At 44.6% G+C, this 21,884-nt stretch carries 15 protein-coding genes; 8 read left to right on the top strand and 7 right to left on the bottom strand.

Going from position 1 to position 21,884, the window contains the following annotated elements:
* The first annotated feature begins 54 nt into the window (after positions 1 to 54).
* Complete coding sequence (locus CVP04_RS07100; protein ID WP_100296803.1) at positions 55 to 2,691, top strand: TRAP transporter permease; 2,637 nt, start codon at positions 55 to 57, stop codon at positions 2,689 to 2,691.
* A 59-nt stretch (positions 2,692 to 2,750) separates the two neighbouring features.
* Positions 2,751 to 3,176: a universal stress protein gene (locus tag CVP04_RS07095; protein ID WP_100296802.1), complete on the top strand. Its 426-nt coding sequence runs from the start codon at positions 2,751 to 2,753 to the stop codon at positions 3,174 to 3,176.
* Between the two features lie 65 nt (positions 3,177 to 3,241).
* On the opposite strand, the gene CVP04_RS07090 is transcribed toward CVP04_RS07095, so the two are convergent.
* The 5 genes from CVP04_RS07090 to proQ form a co-directional block, all read right to left on the bottom strand.
* Complete coding sequence (locus tag CVP04_RS07090) at positions 3,242 to 3,871, bottom strand: MBL fold metallo-hydrolase (RefSeq protein ID WP_100296801.1); 630 nt, start codon at positions 3,869 to 3,871, stop codon at positions 3,242 to 3,244.
* A gap of 96 nt (positions 3,872 to 3,967) precedes the next feature.
* Positions 3,968 to 4,528 (bottom strand): peptidoglycan L,D-endopeptidase MepK, encoded by a 561-nt coding sequence (gene mepK, locus CVP04_RS07085; protein ID WP_100296800.1) that lies wholly within the window; start codon positions 4,526 to 4,528, stop codon positions 3,968 to 3,970.
* A 101-nt stretch (positions 4,529 to 4,629) separates the two neighbouring features.
* Positions 4,630 to 6,126, bottom strand: coding sequence for a L,D-transpeptidase family protein (locus tag CVP04_RS07080; RefSeq protein WP_100296799.1), 1,497 nt, complete (start codon positions 6,124 to 6,126; stop codon positions 4,630 to 4,632).
* Positions 6,127 to 6,191: 65 nt separating this feature from the next.
* Positions 6,192 to 8,243, bottom strand: coding sequence for a carboxy terminal-processing peptidase (gene prc / locus CVP04_RS07075; protein ID WP_100296855.1), 2,052 nt, complete (start codon positions 8,241 to 8,243; stop codon positions 6,192 to 6,194).
* Between the two features lie 84 nt (positions 8,244 to 8,327).
* Positions 8,328 to 8,975 carry an RNA chaperone ProQ gene (gene proQ / locus CVP04_RS07070; RefSeq protein ID WP_100296798.1) on the bottom strand — a complete coding sequence of 216 codons (648 nt, stop codon included), beginning with the start codon at positions 8,973 to 8,975 and terminating at the stop codon, positions 8,328 to 8,330.
* A gap of 199 nt (positions 8,976 to 9,174) precedes the next feature.
* Between proQ and CVP04_RS07065 the strand changes: the two genes are divergently transcribed.
* The 5 genes from CVP04_RS07065 to parC all read left to right on the top strand — a co-directional run bounded on the left by CVP04_RS07065 (position 9,175) and on the right by parC (position 18,100).
* A complete protein-coding gene (locus CVP04_RS07065) occupies positions 9,175 to 10,437 on the top strand; it encodes a paraquat-inducible protein A (RefSeq protein ID WP_100296797.1) in 1,263 nt (420 codons plus the stop codon).
* Positions 10,409 to 13,063 (top strand): PqiB family protein, encoded by a 2,655-nt coding sequence (locus tag CVP04_RS07060; protein WP_100296796.1) that lies wholly within the window; start codon positions 10,409 to 10,411, stop codon positions 13,061 to 13,063. The genes CVP04_RS07065 and CVP04_RS07060 overlap by 29 nt, the downstream gene beginning before the upstream one ends.
* A gap of 172 nt (positions 13,064 to 13,235) precedes the next feature.
* A complete protein-coding gene (gene parE, locus CVP04_RS07055; RefSeq protein WP_100296795.1) occupies positions 13,236 to 15,134 on the top strand; it encodes a DNA topoisomerase IV subunit B in 1,899 nt (632 codons plus the stop codon).
* A 27-nt stretch (positions 15,135 to 15,161) separates the two neighbouring features.
* Positions 15,162 to 15,785, top strand: coding sequence for a LysE/ArgO family amino acid transporter (locus CVP04_RS07050; RefSeq protein ID WP_100296794.1), 624 nt, complete (start codon positions 15,162 to 15,164; stop codon positions 15,783 to 15,785).
* A gap of 65 nt (positions 15,786 to 15,850) precedes the next feature.
* On the top strand, positions 15,851 to 18,100 hold the full coding sequence (parC, locus tag CVP04_RS07045; RefSeq protein ID WP_100296793.1) for a DNA topoisomerase IV subunit A: 2,250 nt from the start codon (positions 15,851 to 15,853) through the stop codon (positions 18,098 to 18,100).
* A gap of 54 nt (positions 18,101 to 18,154) precedes the next feature.
* On the opposite strand, the gene CVP04_RS07040 is transcribed toward parC, so the two are convergent.
* A complete protein-coding gene (locus CVP04_RS07040; RefSeq protein WP_100296792.1) occupies positions 18,155 to 18,712 on the bottom strand; it encodes a YtfJ family protein in 558 nt (185 codons plus the stop codon).
* Positions 18,713 to 18,850: 138 nt separating this feature from the next.
* On the opposite strand from CVP04_RS07040, the gene CVP04_RS07035 reads away from it, so the two are divergent.
* Positions 18,851 to 19,183: a zinc ribbon domain-containing protein YjdM gene (locus tag CVP04_RS07035; protein ID WP_100296791.1), complete on the top strand. Its 333-nt coding sequence runs from the start codon at positions 18,851 to 18,853 to the stop codon at positions 19,181 to 19,183.
* Between the two features lie 41 nt (positions 19,184 to 19,224).
* Here CVP04_RS07035 and CVP04_RS07030 read toward each other — a convergent pair whose 3' ends face one another.
* Positions 19,225 to 21,741, bottom strand: a complete 2,517-nt coding sequence (locus CVP04_RS07030; protein ID WP_100296790.1) for a TonB-dependent receptor — start codon at positions 21,739 to 21,741, stop codon at positions 19,225 to 19,227.
* Between the last annotated feature and the right edge of the window lie 143 nt (positions 21,742 to 21,884).

Genomic DNA, 21,884 nt, shown 5'->3' with positions numbered 1-21,884 from the left:
TTTTCCGTTTTTAATCGTTCACGATTTTATTGCTATTATTTTTCGGGAGAACTTATGTCCGACAAATCCAAACCGCTCGATTATGATGATTTACAGGATATGGTCGCCTCAAATGATTCGGGCGGACGTAATCCTAGCGGTTTTACCAAAAAATTAATTATTGTGACCGCCATTTTTTGGTCGATTTTCCAACTTTACTACACCTCGCCTTTTCCGTTTTGGCTGCAAGAAGTATTAAGAAGCTGGGACTGGGAGTTAAATGTGGTGGTTGACGACACTAAAGCGCGTTCCATTCATTTGGCGTTCGCATTGTTTTTAGCCTATCTCGCTTTTCCTGCATTTGCGACCTCTCCGAAACATCGCGTGCCTTATCACGACTGGGTTTTCGCTATTCTGGGTGCATTTTTAGGCGCGTACTATATCTTTTTCTACCAAGGTTTGGTGACACGTTTCGGCGCACCGAATATGCAGGATATTATTGCCGGTTGCTTGGGCGTATTATTATTGCTTGAAGCCTGCCGCCGCAGTTTGGGTTTGCCTTTGGTCATTATCGCCTCCGTATTTTTGTTGTATAACTATTTCGGTCAATATTTGCCGACGAATTGGATTATCAGCCACCGTTCCGGATCTCTTTCACAAATTATCAACCAACAATGGGTGACTACCGAAGGTGTATTTGGCGTAGCGCTGGGCGTTTCGACAAAATACGTTTTCCTCTTTGTGTTATTCGGCGCTTTATTAGACAAAGCCGGTGCGGGCAACTATTTCATTAAAACCGCTTTCGCTTATTTGGGTCATTTACGCGGCGGTCCGGCGAAAGCCGCGGTAGTTTCTTCCGGCTTAACCGGTTTGATTTCCGGCTCCTCCATCGCTAACGTGGTGACGACCGGAACCTTTACGATCCCGATGATGAAACGTGTCGGTTTTTCGGCGGAAAAAGCCGGTGCCGTTGAAGTGGCATCGTCGGTCAACGGTCAAATTATGCCGCCGGTGATGGGGGCTGCTGCATTCTTGATGATCGAATATATCAATATGCCGTATAGCCAATTAATCACCCACGCGGCATTACCGGCGTTAATTTCTTATATCGCGTTGGTCTATATCGTACATTTGGAAGCGTTGAAACTCGATCTTCAAGGCTTGCCGCGCACCGATCCGCCGAGTCCGTTATTGATATTCCTGTTAAAAATCGTGACCTCGATTTTGGTGATTATCGGTTTGGTCGCCGTCGTGCATATTTCCCTCGGTTGGATTAAAACCGTCGCGCCGAACCACGCCTTCGCCATTGTTTGTGCGATTCTCGCCGTAATTTATTTATTGCTGATTCGCCGTGTCGCAAAATTTCCGGATTTAGAAGTGGATGATCCGAATGCACCGGTGGTGAAATTGCCTTCGGCAAAACCGACCGTCAACGCCGGTTTGCATTTCTTAATTCCGGTGGTGATCTTGATCTGGTGTTTGATGGTGGAAATGCTTTCACCGGGACTTTCCGCCTTCTGGGGAACCGTCGCATTAGCCGTGATTTTGATCACACAACGTCCGTTATTAAGCTATTTCCGCAAAGAATCGGTCACCAAACAGCAATTTACCGAGGGCGTTCACGCGCTTATCGACGGGTTGGAAACCGGCGCGAGAAATATGATCGGTATCGGTATCGCTACGGCAACTGCGGGCATTATCGTCGGCGTTGTTTCATTAACCGGTTTCGGCGTGCAACTTTCCGGCATTATCGAAGTGCTTTCGATGGGTAACATTGTGTTAATGTTAATCCTTGTCGCCATTTTCAGTTTGATTCTCGGAATGGGATTACCGACTACCGCAAACTATATTGTCGTGTCATCATTAATGGCGTTGGTGATTGTGGAGGTCGGTAAACAAAACGGCTTAATCGTACCGCTTGTCGCCGTGCATTTATTTGTATTCTATTTCGGTATTATGGCGGACGTTACACCGCCGGTGGGTCTCGCTTCTTTCGCCGCCGCTGCGGTGTCTGGCGGAAATCCGATCAAAACCGGTATCGTCGCCTTCTTTTATAGCTTAAGAACCGCGATTTTGCCATTCTTGTTTATCTTCAATACTGATTTATTACTAATTGATGTCGGCTGGGCAAAAGGCATTCTTGTCGCCGTTGCCTCGACGATCGCCATATTGGCGTTTACCGCGGCGACAATGAATCATTTCTTCGTCAAAAATAAGTGGTGGGAAACCATTGCCTTAATTTTTGCCGCCTTTATGATTTTCCGTCCGGGATTCTTTATGGAATACGTTTCACCGACTTCTCACCATATCGAACCGATGTATTTGGTGCAAGAATTGGAAAAAACCGAACCGGGAAAAAATATTACCCTGAAAGTTTCCGGCATTAATCCTTACGGTAAAGAAATCGAATTTTATTCGCAACTTAGCGTACCGGAAGGCGCCGACGGCGAAGAACGTTTAAAAGCTTTAGGCTTAACACTATTGGATACGCAAGAGAAAATCGAACTTAACGGCGTTCAAACCAATAAAGTGATCATCGATATGGTCGAGGTGGATTCTCCGGCGGCAAAAGCCGGCTTGAACTGGGATCAAACCGTTTTAGACGTGTCGTTACCGTTAGTTTCTATCCCGAAAGAATGGATGTTCGTTCCCGGCTTGCTGATGATTTTCGCACTCGGCTGGAATCAACGTCGTCGGGCAAAAAAACTATAAAAAAACGCACCGCGCTTTTAAACGAAAGTGCGGTGAATATTCTGCCAAAAGGATAACTTATGTATAACAAACTACTTATCGCTATTGACCTAAGCAATTTGGACAGCGCGCAGTATGTCGTGGATACGGCATTAAAACTGACCAATCATAATCCTGACGCCATTTACCGCGTCGTGACGATTATCGAACCCATTGACGACAGTTTCGTTTCGGCGTTTTTACCGAAAAATTTCGATAAATCCGTGATTGTCGAAGCGAATAAAGCCTTGCACGATTTCACCCAACGCGCCTTTCCCGAAGGTTCGAAAGTTCAACATATCGTTGCGCACGGCACGATTTATGAAGAAATCAATCGTATTGCGGAAGAAAAAGCAGTGGATCTTATCGTAATGTTGGCAAGCAGCCAACCGAATTCCAAAGGCTTAAGCAGCAACACGGTGAAAGTCGCGCGCTACGGCAATAAGCCGATTTTAGTATTGAAATAGCGGCTGTTGATTATGCCGATAAAGGTAAATATTGACAAAAGTGCGGTTTTATTTCCGCACTTTTTTTATAAAAACGGGTTATGTTGCTTTTCGCGACCGATTGTGGTGTAAGCGCCGTGTCCGGCAACAATAATGGTTTCATCATCCAACACATATAACTTTTCGCGAATGGAGCGCAACAAGGTTTGATGATCACCACCCGGAAAATCCGTGCGCCCGATACTATTTTGAAACAGCACATCACCGGTAAACGCCACTTTTTTACTTCGTTCTAAAAAGCCGATGTGACCGGGCGTATGTCCGGGAAGTTGCAACACTTCAAGGCGAAGATCGCCGATAGCAATCATTTCGCCTTCTTCATTCAACCAGCGATCCGGCGTAAACGCCGAGGCTTCGAATAATAAACCGAATTTTTCCGATTGCTGCGGCAAGCCTTGAAACCAATAATCGTCCGCCGAATTAGAGCCCCAAATTTCCGCCTTAAAATGTGCTTTTAATTTCGGCGCGGCTCCGACGTGATCTAAATGCCCGTGCGTTAATAAAATACGTTGCAAATTCAATCCTAGTTCTTCAATACGACGAATTAATTTTTCCGCTTCACCACCCGGATCAATGATCGCCGCATTTTTTTCATCATCCCAAATTAGCGAACAATTTTGCTGAAACGCCGTAACCGGTATAATATCAATATTCATTTAATGTCCTTTTACTGATTCAATTAAGCGTTAATGATAAACAAAACCGCACAAAAGTGCGGTTCCATTTCGAATTATTTTATCTTTGATTGGCAATCAACTGCCGCGCCAAGTGCGTACCGGACCGGTATCAATATGTACGAAATTACTGTACGGATAATAACCGACACCGCCGTTATTTAAATTTTCGGCGGCTTGTCTTACGCTTGCCAAAGAAACACCGTCGATACGAAAATCAATCGCTTGTCCGCGCATATGATAGCTGTTGCTCGCCACGCCGCGGCTATTGCGACGCATAGAGGCATTACTTGCCGGTGAGCGATATCCGCAAATAATCTGAATTTCCGTATTGCGCAAACCTAGCAGAGACTGAATTTTATAAAACTTGGAAAACAAATTCGAATCCATACGATGTACTTGATTCGTGCGTTTATCGCGCAATAAATAGTCCAATTTTCTTAGATTTTCCGCAGAGAATCCTACTCCGCCGGCAAATTCCGCACTTAACCTATCCCCAGTATTGATATTTCTGAAACTTAGAATACGCGGTTTCGGGGTGGAAACGGCTGCCAACACTGAATTAGGTAATAGCGAGGCGCCTAAAATAATGCCACCTAAAGATAGCCATTTACGACGATTTCGATTAATTTCATTCATAATGTTTTTGACTCTAAATTTACAATTCTTTACATTGGACAGAAACAGGTCGGATAAGTTCATAAAAATGTAAATTTTTTTCAACTTATCCGAAAAAATGACTACATTAAGTATTTCTTGACCGTATTCCAGTTAACGTAAGTTAAATTCGACGCACTGTCATAGCCGTAAATATCCGGCAAGGTATTGATTTTTCCTTGATCAACCCAAGCCGTGACATAGTATAAATACACCGGATTATCCGAACGCACGTTCGCCGAAGTGGTTTGACGACTTTTTAACACACGCTGTTTTCGCTCCTCGCTCCAGCCGCTTTCTTTTAACAAAATCGTGGCTAACTGATCGGATTTTTCCACACGAATACAACCGGAACTCAAAGCGCGATCTTTTTTGCCGAACAATGTATGATTCGGCGTATCGTGTAAATAAATCGCATCGGAACTCGGCATATTGAATTTGTAGTTACCCAATGCACTGTCGCCCGGCGCTTGACGCAAGCGATAAGGGAATTTGCTGCCGATTGCGCTCCAATTAATCGAATACGGATCAATCGAACGTCCGTTTCCGTCTAAAATTGTATAACCGTGACGCGCGACATAGCTCGGATCGCGCTTAATTTTCGGCACGAGATCTTCATTAATCAAACGTGTTGTCGGGTTCCAAGGCGGATTTACCACCACATTGCTTAATTTGCTGTACATCACCGGCGTTTTGCGTTCTTGTTTGCCGACAATCACTCTGGAATTTAACACCAATTTTCCGTCGCGATAATAATTCAGCTGATAACTCGGAATATTTACAAAAATACCGTTCTCAAAGCTCGGAATCAAACGTAAGCGTTGAGCATTAATCGCCAATTTATGCAATTTCGCGCCGTCTTGCTGATTTTTTGTCGCTGAAATCGCCGATTCCAAATAACGCACGGTTTGTTTATACAAGGAATTTTGTCCGGACAAGCGTGAAACGAACGCCGAATTTTCATTATTTTTGACCGCACTTAGCCAAGCCTGAATATCTTGTTCTTGCGGCAACTCCGCTTTATAGCCGTTTACCGTGTAAAGCCATTTTTGCGCCGATTTCATCGCATTTTTCGAATAATACATATAGTCTAAAAATGCGTCGGTCAACAAAATATCATAAACCAACCCGCCGGTTGCAGAGGCTTTTTCAATATTTTCCAATGCTTCGGCGGATTTTCTGGAAATTCCGCTAGCGACGATCGCCGCATATTCGCGTAAAAATTGTTTTTCCGCCGCTTTATCTTCCCAAAGCAACACGTAATCGTTTTGCGAATAAATGCGTGCGATTTCCGATTTAAACAATAATTGTTGCGGCCCGATTACATCGGACAAACGCTGTTCGGAAATTTGTTGTTGCTCGGCAAATAAACGTTCGTCCTCGGCTTTGCGTTCCGCCGCAAGCTGTTCCTCAATCGCCTTTTGCTCCGCAATTAATTGTTCGTCGGTTAGGGTAATTTGGGTCTGCCCCGCTTCAACCGCCGTTTGCACTGCATTATCGGCAACGCCGTTTCCCACATAAGCGCAAGACGTCAATAAAGCCGCAATTTTCGCGAGCTTAAACGAAGTCGTTTTTAACATTATCAAGTTCCTTAAAAGTTAAGAAAAAATGACCGCACTTAAACAAAAGTGCGGTAAAAAATAAATTATTTTTTCGCTTCCGCCGACACATTTTGTTGTTTTGCCGACTCGAATTTAACTAAATCCGCCGCCATTTTCTGCGCTTCTTTTAAATAAAAATCAGGCGCTTCATAATCTTTCGGCAGATTATCGATATCTTTCAATAACGGTTTACCTTCGCGTTTAAAGCGTGCGTTAATGTCTTTCAAGCGTTTCGCATCGTCTTTATCGTTTTCCGCTTTGCGCACTGCGAAATTGAGTGACAAGAATTTACGCTCCCGACGTTCGTCACGAATTTTCAAATCTTCGTTCAAGGCGATAAATTCCGGATCTTTCGCCATTCGAGCGATATGTTTTTCGCTCAATTCGCTCACGGCGGCACGCGCTTTATTGCTTTCCGAATAAGACGCTGCAGGAACTTTATCCCAAGGTAAGGCATTGCCTTCTTTTTCTTCGCCGTATTCTTTCGCATCAATCACTTCAGGGAAAGTAATATCCGGCGCTACGCCTTTTAACTGCGTACTGCCGCCGTTAATGCGATAGAATTTTTGAATGGTATATTGAATCAAGCCCAACGGCGTTTGATCCAAATCATACACGAAATTCAACGAACGACTTTGTTGCACCGTACCTTTACCGAAGGTATTTTGTCCGATAATAATCGCACGATCGTAATCTTGCATTGCCGCGGCAAAAATTTCCGACGCCGAAGCGCTAAAACGGTTAATCATCACTAATAACGGCCCGGCATACACTTGGGCATTATCCGGATCTTCGTGAATACGAATACGCTGATAAGCGTCGCGAACTTGTACAATCGGACCGTCGCTAATAAATAATCCGCTTAAACTCACCGCTTCGGTCAAAGCACCGCCGCCGTTTTCACGCAAGTCAACAATCAACGCTTTGGCTTTTTTCGTTTGCATTTCCGCAAGCAATTTTTTTACATCTTCGGTTAAGCCCAAATAAAACCCCGGAATTTTAATTACGGCAATGTTTTCGCCGTCAACTTTTTCTACGGTCAATTTCGCCGCTTGATCTTCCAAACGCACTTTATCGCGCACAAGGGTAACAATACGGGATTTTCCGCCTTTCGCCGATTCGATTTCCAAACGTACTTTGGTACCTTTTTTGCCTTTGATCTTATCAACGATGTCTTCCAAGCGCCAACCGACGACATCTTCAATTTCACCGGTCGCTTGACCGACACCGATAATTTTATCGCCTGCTTTAATTTTTTTGCTGCGTTCCGCCGGTGCGCCCGGCACGAGCGATTTAATGGAGGTTTCGTCGTCTTCCGATTGCAAAGTTGCACCGATGCCTTCCAAAGACAAATTCATACTTTCGTTAAAACTTTTTGCCGTGCGTGGCGCTAAATAGCTGGTATGCGGATCAATTTCACGCGCAAAAGCGTTTAAATATACCTGAACGATATCGTCGGCTTTGGTTTGAGTTAAACGACGAATCGCCAAATCATAGCGTTTAATTAATTTCGCTTTGATTTCCGGCCATTTTTTATCTTTCAATTTCAAATTGATAATATCGTTTTTAACGCGTTCTTCCCATAATTTATCCGCTTCGCTTTCGTTTTTCGCCCAAGCCGCTTTTTCGCGATCAATTTCGATTTGATCGTCCGTGTTTAAATTCGGCTCTTTATCCAATAACGACAAGGCGTATTTATAACGTTCGTAACGACGCTGCATCATTAATTCGTACATTTTGAACGCAATGGTCAGTTTGCCTTCATTTAATTCGTTATCGATTTTATCGGCGTATTCCGCTCTCATTCGGTCGATATCCGCTTGTAAGAACGTGTTACGGCTAAAATCCAAACTTTTTAAATAACGATCAAAAATCTTTTCGGAAAACGCATCGTCCAGCTGAAATTTACGATAATGGGATTGCGTTAAACGCGTCGCGGCACGTTTAGTTGCCAACATATTTTCTTCCGTCGGTTGCGGAATCACAATATCGGTCGCCTTTAATTTAGGCGCCACCGCAACGGCTGGCGTCATATTAATAACTAAAGCGCCTAGCGCCAACGCCGCTAAACAGCTTTTGGTTTTATTAAATTTCATTGAAATTTTCCCGGTTAAAAAATACGCCACGCAATGAATGGCATAATCGTCGCCCGCATAAACAACGGGCGGCACAAAATACGATTAGGCGAATAAACGGTCGGCACTTACGGTAATCACCAAGCCGTTATCCAACTCGACGCGCGCACTGTCTTTCGTATTTTCCAATACGACGGCGTTTTTCGCTTTATCGCCGACTTTCACTTTAACTTTGCTGCCTTTCGCTAAGCTTTCCATATCGACGGCGACAAAATCCGCTTTAGGTTTGCGTTGTTGTTTACCGGCAAAAGCTTTTTTCTTGCCTTCGGTTTTATTTTCCGCAGCAGGACGCGCCGGACGTTTTTTATTAGCGTTCGGATTCGCCGCTTTTTCAGCCGCTCTTTTTTCCGCCACTTTCGCTTTCGCTTCGGCTAATTGTTTTGCCGCGTGATCGGCGTGTTCCTGCTCCAACGCGCCGCAAGGATTGCCCGCCAAATCTACGCGCTGCGCACCGACTTTGCAGCCGTGTAAATAGCGCCAATTCGAGGTATATTGTCTTAATGCTTGACGTAATTGGGTTTTACTGACTTTTTCGTCATCTGCCAAAGCTTCTGCCAAATCTTGGAATAAACCGATTTTCAACGGTTTCGCTTCACCTTCCAAAGAAAAGCAAAGCGGAAATTTTTCCGCCAAGTACGCGATAATTTCTTTATTGTTCGTTAATTTTTGAACTTCTGTCTGGACTTCTGTCATTGTTACATTCCTGCATACAGCTATTTTTAAATAGAAAAACGTACAATATTTTATCTTAAATTAATTAAAAATGACAATTCTTTGATCATCTTTCATCGGCTTTTATCCGAAATTTCGCAAGACTTTATTTAAAAAAACCGTCGCTCGGTATAAAATACAGGGCTTATTTTAGTTTTTTGACCGATAAAACGGAACGCCAGTGACTCGAACGACAAATTTATCTTCGACAACATACCGTATCGCCTGCTGCTCGGATTGCGCGGCGGTGGTTTCCGTGCATCCGTTAAATCCCGATCAGCAAGCGCAATGCCCGCGTTGTCATAATGTTTTGCTATCGGGCAGCCGTTGGGGGCTACACCGCTGCTCGATGATCGCGTGGTCGATTCTGATTTTAATGCCTTTTGCCCTGAATTATCCGTTGTTGAGCATTGATCTGCTCGGCACGCGCGTTGATGCCTCGGTGTGGCAAGGCGTGTGGAAAATGGCGACACAAGGTTATCCTTACACCGCATTTTTAATTTTTATCTGTGCCGTTTTTATGCCGATTAGTTTTGCGATTTTAGTGATTTTATTGCGATTTTCTCAGCTGCTCGGGGTTAAACCGCGCAACGTCTTGTTGGCATTGGGTTATATTAAACCTTGGGTAATGTTCGACGTTTATTTGGTCGCACTCGGTGTAACGATGTTTAAAGTGCGCGAATACGCCTCGTTGCATATCGATATTTATTTAATTGCATTTATTTTCACCGCACTTTTAACCACATTATTATTCATTAAATTGAATTTAAACGCCTTGTGGAACGATTTTTATCCGTTACGCAAGCCGTTAAACGCCGTTTCGATCGGTAAGCCGTATTTGTGTACCGAATGTCAATACACCTTTCCGCTACCGTTTATCGGGAAACGCGGCGAAGCGCGTTGTCCGCGTTGTTATTCCGCGTTGGAAACCTCGGATTCGGTGAAATTACAACGCACTTGGGCGACATTAATCGCCGGCATTATTATGATTATTCCGGCGAATTTATTGCCGATGTCCATCGTTTACGTTAACGGCGCGCCCACCGCCGACACATTAATGTCGGGTGTGATCACCTTTATGGATATGGGCAGTTATTTCGTCGCCTTTGTGGTGTTTATGGCAAGTATTTTCATCCCGATCAGCAAAATTTTGATTATGCTATATCTATTGATCTGCGTGCATTTTAAACTTCATCATTCCATCAAGCACCAAATGAAATTATTACATATCGTGCATTTCGTCGGGCGCTGGTCAATGCTGGATTTATTCGTTTTAGCGTTGATGATGTCGTTGGTGACGCGCGGACAAATTATCGATTTTTCCGTCGGACCCGCCGCCTTTTATTTCGGCGCCGCCGTTTTTTTAACAATGATTTCGACTTCACAGTTCGACAGCCGTTTACTTTGGAAAATTTATGACAGACAACAATCAAATCACGCCTAAAACCGATGAACACGTCCGCGCGACGATTCGGAAGAATAAACGTATTTCGCCTTTTTGGTTATTGCCCTTTATCGCGCTATGTATCGGTGCGATTTTGTTTTTTCAAATCGTAAAAGAACAAGGGGTCGGGATTAAAATCACTTTTGACAACGGCGACGGCTTAGTAGCGGGGAAAACCCAAATCCGCTATCAAGGCTTGCAAATCGGTGTGGTGAAAAAGGTGAATTTCACCGACGATTTAAAGAAAGTGGAAGTGACCGCCAATATTTATCCGGAAGCGCGTAGCGTTTTACGCGAGCAAACGAAGTTTTGGCTCGTGCGTCCGAGCGCTTCTCTAGCGGGAATTTCAGGCATTGACGCCTTGGTTTCGGGCAACTATATCACGTTGCAACCGGGTGACGGCGACAGCGAAGACGAATTCGTCGCCGAATCGGAAGGCCCGATTGCTCAAGTAGGCGAAGGCGATTTGCTTATTCATTTGCTTGCCGATGATCTCGGTTCCATTTCTATCGGCGCCTCGGTGTATTTCAAAAAAATGCCGGTGGGTAAAATTTACGATTACCGTTTTACCAAAGATCAAAAGAAAATCGAAATCGATGTGGTGATCGAAAAAGCCTATACCCAATTCGTTAAACAAGACAGCCATTTCTGGAACATCAGCGGCATTAACGCCAATGTCGGTTTGTCCGGCATAAATGTCAGTGTGGATAGTCTTAATGCCGTGGTGCAAGGTGCGGTAGCGTTCGATTCACCGTCGGACAGTCCTGCGGCGGAAAACAACGCGCGCTATACGCTTTATGCAAATTTGCAGGCGGCGAAACGCGGCGTGGAAATCGATATTAGCTTACCGAAAACCGGCGGATTACAAACGGGACAAACCTTGGTTTATGCGCAAAACAACCAAATCGGCGTGTTGTCCGAATTAAGTGCGGTGGAAAATAACGACGAAATGTTAAAAGGCAAATTGCTGATCGATCCGAATATGACCGCATTATTTAAAACCGGTTCGCATATCGTTTTGCGCAATAAAAAGCCAAGCTTGGCGGATTTCACCGATATTAGTTCCCTATTGCGCGGTGAATATTTCGAAGTTATTCCGGGGTCGGGCGAAAGCAGCGCAAGCTATAATGTCATCAAAGAAAACGAATTATTGCTAAAACAGCCGAACACTTTAGTCTTTCGTTTAACCGCGCCGGAAACTTATGGCATCGTTGAAGGACAAAAACTGTTCTACAATAATATCGCTATCGGCGAAATCGTCAGTCAAAAAATCAATACGGATAACGTGACTTTTGAAGCGGCAGTGGCGGCGGAATATCGCCATTTAATTCATTCGGATACCCTTTTCGTCGCGGCTTCAAATTTCGAAGTGAATTTAGGCGTGGACGGTTTGCGAATGGAAGCCGCCACACCGGAAAAATGGCTGCAAGGCGGTATTCGCGTCATTGCGGGTAAAAAACAAGACGCCGCACAAGCCACCTACCCGCTTTACAGCAATTTAACCAATGCGCAAGCGGGCATTACAACGGATCGCCTGTCGCCGACCATTACTCTCACAACCGCCAATTTACCGAGTATCGACAAAGGTTCGTTAGTGCTTTATCGACAATATGAGGTAGGGAAAATTCTTGATATTCGCCCGAAAGCCAATCATTTTGAGGTGGATGTGTTTATTTACCCGAAATATCAAGAATTATTGACGGCAAAAAGTCTTTTCTGGGTGGAAAGTGCGGCGCAAATCGACATCACACCGAAAGGTATTAGCATTCAAGCCACGCCGATTGCGCGTTCCTTAAAAGGCGCAATCAGTTTTGACAACAGCGGTTCGGGCAATAACAAAACCCTTTATCCGAACGAAATGCGCGCGAAATCCGCCGGTCAAATTCTTCGTTTCAGCGCGGAAGACGCGACGAATCTAACCAAAGGAATGAGTTTGCGCTATATGGGATTAACGGTCGGCGAGATCGAACAGGTCGGTTTGTCGAAAGATAATAAAATCAGCGCAACGGCGTTAATTAATCCGAATTATATGCCGATTATCGCCAAAGAAGGCAGCAAGTTTAAGATTATTTCGCCGCAAATTTCTGCCGGCGGCATCGAAAATCTCGACAGTTTGTTGCAACCTTATATCGACATTGAAGTCGGCGGCGGCAAAGCCAAAACCGACTTTAAACTGGCGCAATCCGTCCCGACCGCCACCAAATACGGCAACGGTTTCCCACTTATTTTGGAAACCTCGGACGCCACCAATATCACCGCCGGTGCGCCGGTTATTTATCGTGGTGTCGAAGTGGGCACGGTGCGCAGTTTGGAATTGAACAAATTGGGCGATCGCGTCTTGGTGAATATTTTAATCGCCGACAAACATCAAAATCTGGTGCGACAAAATTCCGAATTCTGGATTTCCGCCGGATACGGAATGGAATTAGGTTTCGGCGGCTTATCCATTAACACCGGATCAATGCAACAATTACTTAAAGGCGGCATCGCGTTCTCCACGCCATCAGGCACGGTGTTGCAACCGCAAGCCAAAGCCAACCAGCGTTTTTTATTGCAAATTAAACGTCCGCAAGATGCGCAAAATTGGAATCAAGGCGTATTAGGCGGCGAGGCGCAAAAACCATAGAAAAATCACCGCACTTTACGCAACAAACCGCCCGAATATGCAAATAAGGGCGGTTTATGTTTTTCCTACCGACGAATTTTTCGCCTGTAAATGCGCCTTTGCACTGCGTGCAACAGATTGTTTTTTTTGCTAAACTGCTTTTCTCATTTGACTTTAACTGATTGACAACATTATGACTGATAATTATTCCGCCAATGAAATAACGGTATTAAAAGATCTTGAGCCGGTTCAATTACGACCGGGAATGTACACGGACACCAGCCGCCCGAATCACCTCGGACAAGAAGTCATCGACAACAGCGTCGATGAAGCGCTCGCCGGTCACGCCGACAAAATCGAAGTGATTTTACACAAAGATCAATCCTTAGAAGTTATCGACAACGGACGCGGAATGCCGGTGGATATTCACCCGACGGAAAAAGTCTCCGGCGTGGAAGTAATTTTGACCAAATTGCACGCGGGCGGAAAATTCTCCAATAAAAACTATGAATTTTCCGGCGGTTTGCACGGCGTCGGAATTTCCGTGGTCAACGCCCTTTCCTCACGCGTTGACGTCACCGTAAAACGCAACGGACAAATTTATAAAATCGCCTTTGAAAACGGCGTAAAAACGGAAGAATTGGAAGTCATCGGTACCTGCGGACGCCGCAACACCGGCACCACGGTGCATTTTAAACCGAATCCGAAATATTTCGACAGCAGCAATTTTTCCGTCACTCGCTTACGCCATTTATTACGCGCGAAAGCCGTACTTTGTTCCGGTTTGGAAATTCGTTTTATTGATAAAGTCAACGACACCGAAGAAGTTTGGCTATATCAAGACGGCTTGGCGGATTATTTAAGCGAAGCCGTGCAACAACACATTACTTTGCCCGCCACACCTTTCGTCGGTGACTTCAGCAGCGAAAAAGAAACCGCCGCGTGGGCGTTGGTTTGGTTGCCTGAAGGCGGCGAATTATTAGCCGAAAGCTATGTCAACTTAATTCCGACCATTCAAGGCGGCACGCACGTCAACGGTTTGCGTCAAGGATTGTTAGACGCAATGCGCGAATTTTGCGAATTTCGCAATCTGCTTCCGCGCGGCGTGAAACTCACCGCCGATGATATTTGGGATCGTTGCGCCTATGTGTTATCTATCAAAATGCAAGATCCGCAATTTGCCGGTCAAACCAAAGAGCGCCTTTCCTCGCGCCAAAGTGCAGTGTTTGTCGGCGGCGTTGTTAAAGACGCGTTCAGTTTATGGTTAAACCAAAACGTGCAAGAAGCGGAAGAACTGGCGCGTTTGGCGATTAGCTCCGCTGAACGCCGTTTACGCGCGGCGAAAAAAGTCGTGCGCAAAAAATTGGTCAGCGGCCCGGCATTACCGGGAAAACTCGCCGATTGTAGCCAACAAGATCTCGCCCGTACGGAGCTGTTTTTAGTGGAAGGCGATTCCGCCGGCGGCTCGGCGAAACAAGCGCGCGATCGCGAATATCAAGCCATTTTGCCGTTACGCGGAAAAATTCTGAATACTTGGGAGGTATCCGCCGATCAAGTGCTCGGTTCGCAAGAAGTGCACGACATCGCCGTGGCGCTAGGTATTGATCCGGACAGCGACGATTTATCGCAATTACGTTACGGAAAAGTATGTATTCTCGCCGATGCAGACTCCGACGGTTTGCACATTGCGACTTTGCTTTGCGCATTATTTTTACGCCATTTCCCCAAATTGGTGCAAGAAGGTCACGTTTATGTGGCAATGCCGCCGTTATATCGTATCGATCTCGGTAACGACGTATTCTATGCCTTGGACGAAGGCGAAAAAGAAGGCATTTTGGATCGTTTGAAAAATAAAAAAGGCAAACTCAACGTGCAACGCTTTAAGGGGCTGGGCGAAATGAATCCGAGCCAGTTGCGCGAAACCACAATGGATCCGAACACGCGTCGCTTGGTGCAACTCACTTTTGAAAGCGAAGAACAGCAACGTAGCGAAACCTTTGAATTAATGGATATGCTGTTAGCCAAAAAACGCTCGGAAGATCGCAAAAATTGGCTGCAAACCCAAGGCGATCGCGCCGAACTTGCGGTATAAAGTGCGGTGAAAAAAGAGAGAAAATAAATGGAACATTTTTTATACGGATTTTGGGTGACCGCCGGCTTAATTATCGCTATCGGCGCACAAAATGCCTTTGTATTAAAACAAGGTTTATTAAAACAGCACACATTTTGGATTGCGCTAACCTGTATTTTGTGTGATCTCGTGTTAATCGGCGCGGGCGTATTCGGCTTAGGCACATTAATCAGCGCCAATCCTATCGCAAGCGTCGCTTTAGCTTTGGTCGGAGCGCTCTTTTTATTGGTTTACGGCTTTCGAGCCTTCCGCTCCGCCTATAAAGGCAACGGCAATTTAGCGGTGGAAAAAACGCAAGAAAATAACACCGCACTTAAAGCCGTTTTATTAACTTTGGCAATCACCTTGCTCAATCCGCACGTTTATTTGGATACCGTCGTCATTATGGGCGGCATTGCCGGCACCTTGGCGCCGATGCAAAAAGGCTTATTTCTGATCGGCGCAATCACCACATCGACAATCTGGTTTTTTAGCCTCGCTTACGGCGCAAGATTACTGATTCCGTTATTCCAACGCCCGATTACTTGGCGGATTTTAGATATTCTCATCGGAATTATTATGTGGCTGATTGCAGGTAGCTTAGTGAGCTATGCCATAACCTTGAACGGATAAAATTTAACGAAAGGCAAATTTCGATTTGCACCGAACTAAAATAGTAACGATAAATAAAACAACCTATGACAAACGAAATTAACTATGAAGGCATTGAACAAATGCCGATTCGCCGCTTTACCGAAAGCGCGTATTTAAATTATTCGATGTACGTCATTATGGATCGCGCGTTGCCCTTTATCGGCGACGGGCTGAAACCCGTACAGCGTCGCATTATTTATGCGATGTCGGAATTGGGTTTGAACGCGACGGCGAAATATAAAAAATCCGCCAGAACCGTCGGGGACGTGTTGGGTAAATTTCATCCGCACGGCGACACTGCGTGCTATGAAGCGATGGTGCTAATGGCGCAACCTTTTTCCTATCGTTATCCGTTGGTTGACGGGCAAGGAAACTGGGGCGCACCGGATGATCCGAAATCCTTCGCGGCAATGCGTTATACGGAATCCCGCCTGTCTAAAATCTCGGAAATTTTATTGTCCGAACTTGGGCAAGGTACGGTGAATTATCAGCCGAATTTCGACGGCACCTTGGAAGAACCGCAATATTTACCGGCTCGCCTGCCGCATATTTTACTTAACGGAACCACCGGTATCGCCGTGGGTATGGCAACGGATATTCCGCCGCATAATATTAATGAAGTCGCCGACGCCGCTGTGATGTTGTTGGATAACCCGAAGGCAACTTTAGATGAATTAATGACCGCACTTCAAGGGCCGGATTATCCGACGGAAGCGGAAATCATTTCGCCGAAAGAGGAAATCCGCAAAATTTACGAACAAGGTCGCGGTTCGATCAAAATGCGCGCGGTGTGGAAAAAAGAGGACGGCGAGATTATTATCACCGCGCTTCCGCACCAATCTTCGCCGTCAAAAGTGATCGCGCAAATCGCCGATCAAATGACGGCGAAAAAATTACCGATGGTGGAAGATATTCGCGATGAAGCGGATCACGAAAATCCGGTCAGAATCGTGGTGGTGCCGCGTTCCAACCGCGTCGATACGGATGCGCTAATGGCGCATTTATTCGCCACCACCGATCTTGAAAAAAGCTATCGAGTGAATATGAATATGATCGGCTTGGACAACAAACCGGCAGTGAAAAACCTGATTCAAATTCTTACCGAATGGCTGGAATTTCGCCGCACCACCGTCACGCGCCGTTTGCAATATCGCTTGGATAAAGTATTGGCGCGTTTACATATTTTGCAAGGTTTAATGATCGCCTTTTTGAATATTGACGAAGTGATCGCTATTATTCGCAACGAAGATCAGCCGAAACAAGTGTTAATGGCGCGCTTTAATTTAAGCGACGAACAAGCGGAAGCCATTTTGAATTTGCGTTTGCGTCAGTTGGCAAAACTGGAAGAACACGAACTGCAAGCCGAACAAGACAAATTAGCCCAAGAACGACAAAGTTTAGAAGAATTATTAGGTTCGGCGCGTCGTTTAAATAATTTGATCAAAAAAGAAATCCAACAAGATGCGAAAACCTTCGCCTCACCACGTTTATCGCCGATTGTCGAGCGTGCGGAAGCCAAAGCTATTTCCGAAAGCGAAATGACACCGGCGGAACCGGTTACGGTGATTTTATCGGAAATGGGCTGGGTGCGTTGTGCTAAAGGTCACGACATTGACGTGCAGGGTTTAAATTATAAAGCGGGCGACAATTATCTCGCGCACGCTTACGGCAAAAGTAATCAACCGGCGGTCTTTATCGACAGCACGGGTCGCAGCTATGCCTTGGATCCGCTTTCTCTGCCTTCCGCCCGTTCGCAAGGCGAACCGCTGACCGGTAAATTGAGTTTACCTGCGGGCGCCGCCGTGGAACAAGTGTTAATCGAAAATGACGATCAAGCGCTGTTACTCGCCTCCGATGCCGGCTACGGATTTATTTGTAAATTCAGTGATCTCGTGGCGCGCAATAAAGCCGGAAAAGCCTTAATTTCCTTGCCGGAAAACGCCAAAGTGTTGCCGCCGTTAACGATTAAAAATTCCACCGCACTTTTAGTGGCGATTACCTCCGCCGGTCGAATGTTAATCTTCCCAGCGACGGACTTACCGGAGCTTGCCAAAGGTAAAGGCAATAAAATCATCACGATTCCGTCCGCTAATGCCAAAGCGCGGTCGGAATTATTGGTGAAATTGTTGTTGATTAGCGAAAATGCCGCGTTGGTATTCCATTCCGGTAAACGCAAAATCACGCTAAAACCGGAAGAACTGCAAAAATTCCGCGCCGAACGCGGACGCAAAGGCAGCCAACTGCCACGCGGTTTACACAGCGATGTGAAAATCGAAATCGTCGAACCGGAATAAAAAACAAATCCGCACCCAAAATTTTAAGCCTTGGGTGCGGCTCATTTCACGATATTATCGAATCAAGCCGCGCACTAAGCCAATCACCGTTTGAATCTCTTGCGGAGATAATTTGCCCTCTTTAACGAATTTCACCTTTCCGTTTTTATCCGTCACCACAATTAAACTATCTTTTTCTTTTAAATCCCACGCATTTTTCACCGCACTTTGCTGATCCAAAATCACTTGGCTGTGCGGATTCGCCTTTTTACCTTTTTCTGCGCTGCTTTTCACAAACATTCCCGTACCGACAAGGGCGTCATCCGCATTGATAATTGTGGTGGTTTGATAAACGGACGCATCAAATTTTTCCGCCCGAATCGCCTCCATTAAGGCTTCGTTTTTTTCTTTCACGCTACTGCGTCCCGCCATATGCTGAATCACGCGCACTTTGCCCGCCAACCCGCCGGATTGCCAAGGTTGATAAGTAATCTCTTGCCCTTTTAAAACCAACTCGCCCACTTGGTTCACCGCCACTTTAGGCAACGGCATTGCCGGCTGAATATTATGCGAAAAAGCATTTAGCGAAAAAAGTGCGGTGCAAATTCCCGCGAAGAAGTATGTTGTTTTCATTTTGATTCCTATTTATTTAACGAGTTTTTTATTCTACCGTACCCACTGTCCAAAACAGATCGGAACTGTCCGGTATTTTGGCAAAACGGCAATTTTTTGTTATACTTCGCGCCCAAATTAAGAAAGAAGGAAACCAAAATGGAACAAATGCCAACTTGCCCGCAATGTCAGGGCGAATATGTTTATCACGACAGCGTCAATTTCGTTTGTCCCGATTGCGGCAATGAATGGTCGGGCGATGAAGAAACCGAAAACCAAGAAAAAGTGTTTAAAGACAGCAACGGCAACATTTTACAAGACGGTGACTCCGTAATTTTAATCAAAGACTTAAAAGTAAAAGGATCGTCTATCGTGTTGAAAAAAGGCACGAAAGCAAAAAATATCCGTTTAGTTGACGGCGATCACGACGTGGATTGCAAAATCGACGGACAGAGCTTTTCACTTAAATCCGAATTTTTGAAAAAAGCGTAAAGCATAAAAAACGGACACTTCGGTGTCCGTTTTCTTTACTATTAAAATTTCATATCAAGCCCTAAGATAAAATTTCTGCCCGGTTGCGGAACATAAGGCAAGAAGGAATTATGGATATAGATTTTCTGATTAAGCAAGTTATTAATATGTAAGGAAATTCTATAATCTACACCGTTATATTGGTTATGATATGTCGCACCTAAATTCACTAAATGGTAGCCTTGTGTAGCATCTTCATAAACAGGGATTTTATCTAATTTTGCGCCCTCGACTTTATCTTCTCGATCATCTTCTTTTTCTTTCGTAAAGATCGATTCGGAGATTTTACTTTGCTTAAAGACGCGCGTATATTCAATAAAGCCACTCCAGTTTTCGTTAAATTGGCTATTAAGGCGAATACCTAATCTTGCCGGCGGTACACGTGCGGCATTACGGTTAGGACGCTGAATTTGCTCTCTGCCGACTACGGTATAATCGCATTCTTCTTCATCCCATTCATTAATGAAACATTTTTTTTCATAAATTTTATCGCCTAAAATAGTTGGCAATTTAAATAATCTACCACGCACATAATCACCGAATAAACTTACTTGATGTTCAGGCGTTATATGATAATTAATCTCACCTTCAATTCCTTGAAATTTCGCCTGAGATTGTAAATAACGGCGTACATATAAGTTACCGCTGCGGTATAAATTTTCATTATGGATATAATTTTTGAAACGGTTTTGATAAACGCTCAGTTTATAATCCAGCTTTTCACCGCTATGCGCTAAAGTAATCTCAATATTATTCGACCGCTCTTTGTTCAAATTTTTATTCCCATATTCAAAAGAGTTGGTCGCTAGATGTTTGCCGTAATAATAAAGTTCTTTTGCAGTTGGTAAACGTTCGTTATGCGATAAATTTAAAGCAATCGAATCCTCCGAGGTAAAATTCCATAATCCGGTCACGGAAGAAGAAAAAGCAGCTTGTTTATTCGTCGATAAATCCGGCTGTTCGCTACCCGGTTTATGATAAATTTTCAGTAATGTCGCATCGTAATTGATCGGAATACGCTGCTTCTCAAAACGTCCGGCGACCTCAAACATAAAATCTTTATAAATCCATTGTTCCAAGCCGAATAAACTCCATTGCTTCGTCGTATTTGCAACCAGCGGATTACGTTCGCTTATTTCACGTTCGCCGATGGTTGTCGGCACATCATCCAATCCCATCGGCGGCGCCAAACGTGCCACTTTTGTTTTTTGAAATTGATATTGCATTCCCCAACCCCCCGTCAGTGAGCCGAGCGGTTGATGATAGAACTCCACGCGGCCATTAAACCCACGGTTAGTAAATCTTGCTAACGGTTTTCCGAACAACGCTTGCGCATCTTTTTGCTTACGCGCTTTCAAAGATTCGTTATCATTCGGGCTGATATAAGCTTTGCCGTCGCCTTTTTCATCGTGATAATAATCCGCATAAGCCAAACTAAATTTCATCCGTTCGATTGCTTTTAGCGGATTTTTAATTTCTCCTTTCAAATCGACCCGTTTTGAAATCAAATCCACCCACGGCCCCGGCGAACTGTGATCGTGCTGATGTCCGTAAACATTATCGTGGCTGTGCGGTTTTGCCGAATCAACTTCCGTTCCGCAATGAAAATGGATCGTACTAATCAAATCGCTATCATCCATTAAATGCGGATAAGGCAGTAAATAATCGCGTCTTAAAACCGAATGTTTCTGCACATCATAAATATGCGCACTACAATTATCCAACATATGATTATGTCCCGGTAAGCCGTAACGATCTTGACGATGATTATAAGATACGCCGATATAACCGCGATCATTGATAAAGGATAAACCGACCGTACCAACCTTTGATCGTTGGTGTGTATCGGGCACAAATTTCAATGTTTCGCCTAAATTAATTCCCGGTACGCGATAATTATCCGAATGGCGCTGTAATCCTTCCAAACGTAAAGCGATATTTTTGTTTAATGCGAAACTGAAACCCACCGTGAGAGATTTTTCCTTGCTGACGCTATCCAAGCGCGAATAAATTTCACCTTCAACGCCTTTTTTCGGCATTTCCGCCAGAATCCGTTTATCCGCAACATTAATAATACCGGCTTGAGACGCGGTGGCATAAAGTAAGGTTTGCGGTCCACGGATCAATTCCACCCGCTGCGCCAATAACGTATCCGCCGCCACAGCGTGATCCGGCGAAATTGTTGACATATCGATCACATCGGAACCATTTTGTAAAATTTTAACGCGCACGCCTTCTTGCCCGCGAATAATCGGTGAACTCGCGCCACCACCGAAAGGATTGCTGTGCACACCAATTTCTCTTGATAATGCATTTCCCAAAGTGGCAGATGCTAAACTTAATTTTTCGCGCGACACAATTTGATCGCTTAAATTGATCGAATTTTCCACCGCACTTCCGGAAATCTTATCCATTTTCGATTCAACCGAAATTTCATCCAATACCACTTCTTGCCCATTCACGACATTAATTCCCATTCCTCCGAACAAAAGCAATGCCAACATATTTTTCTTATTCATTTTTTCCTCTTAAGAATACCACTTATTTTTCGACGAAAAATAATAAAGAAAAATAAAGCAAATTACAAATAAAAATAATTTTCAAATGTATAAAATGAAAAAAAATGACCTAAAAAATAAAAACTAATTTTTTGATGAAAAAT

Origin of the sequence: Caviibacterium pharyngocola (assembly GCF_002795405.1) — a bacterium.
Taxonomy (GTDB): domain Bacteria; phylum Pseudomonadota; class Gammaproteobacteria; order Enterobacterales; family Pasteurellaceae; genus Caviibacterium; species Caviibacterium pharyngocola.
The sequence above is the reverse complement of the archived record's forward strand: the minus strand, read 5'-3'. Positions and strand labels throughout refer to the sequence as shown.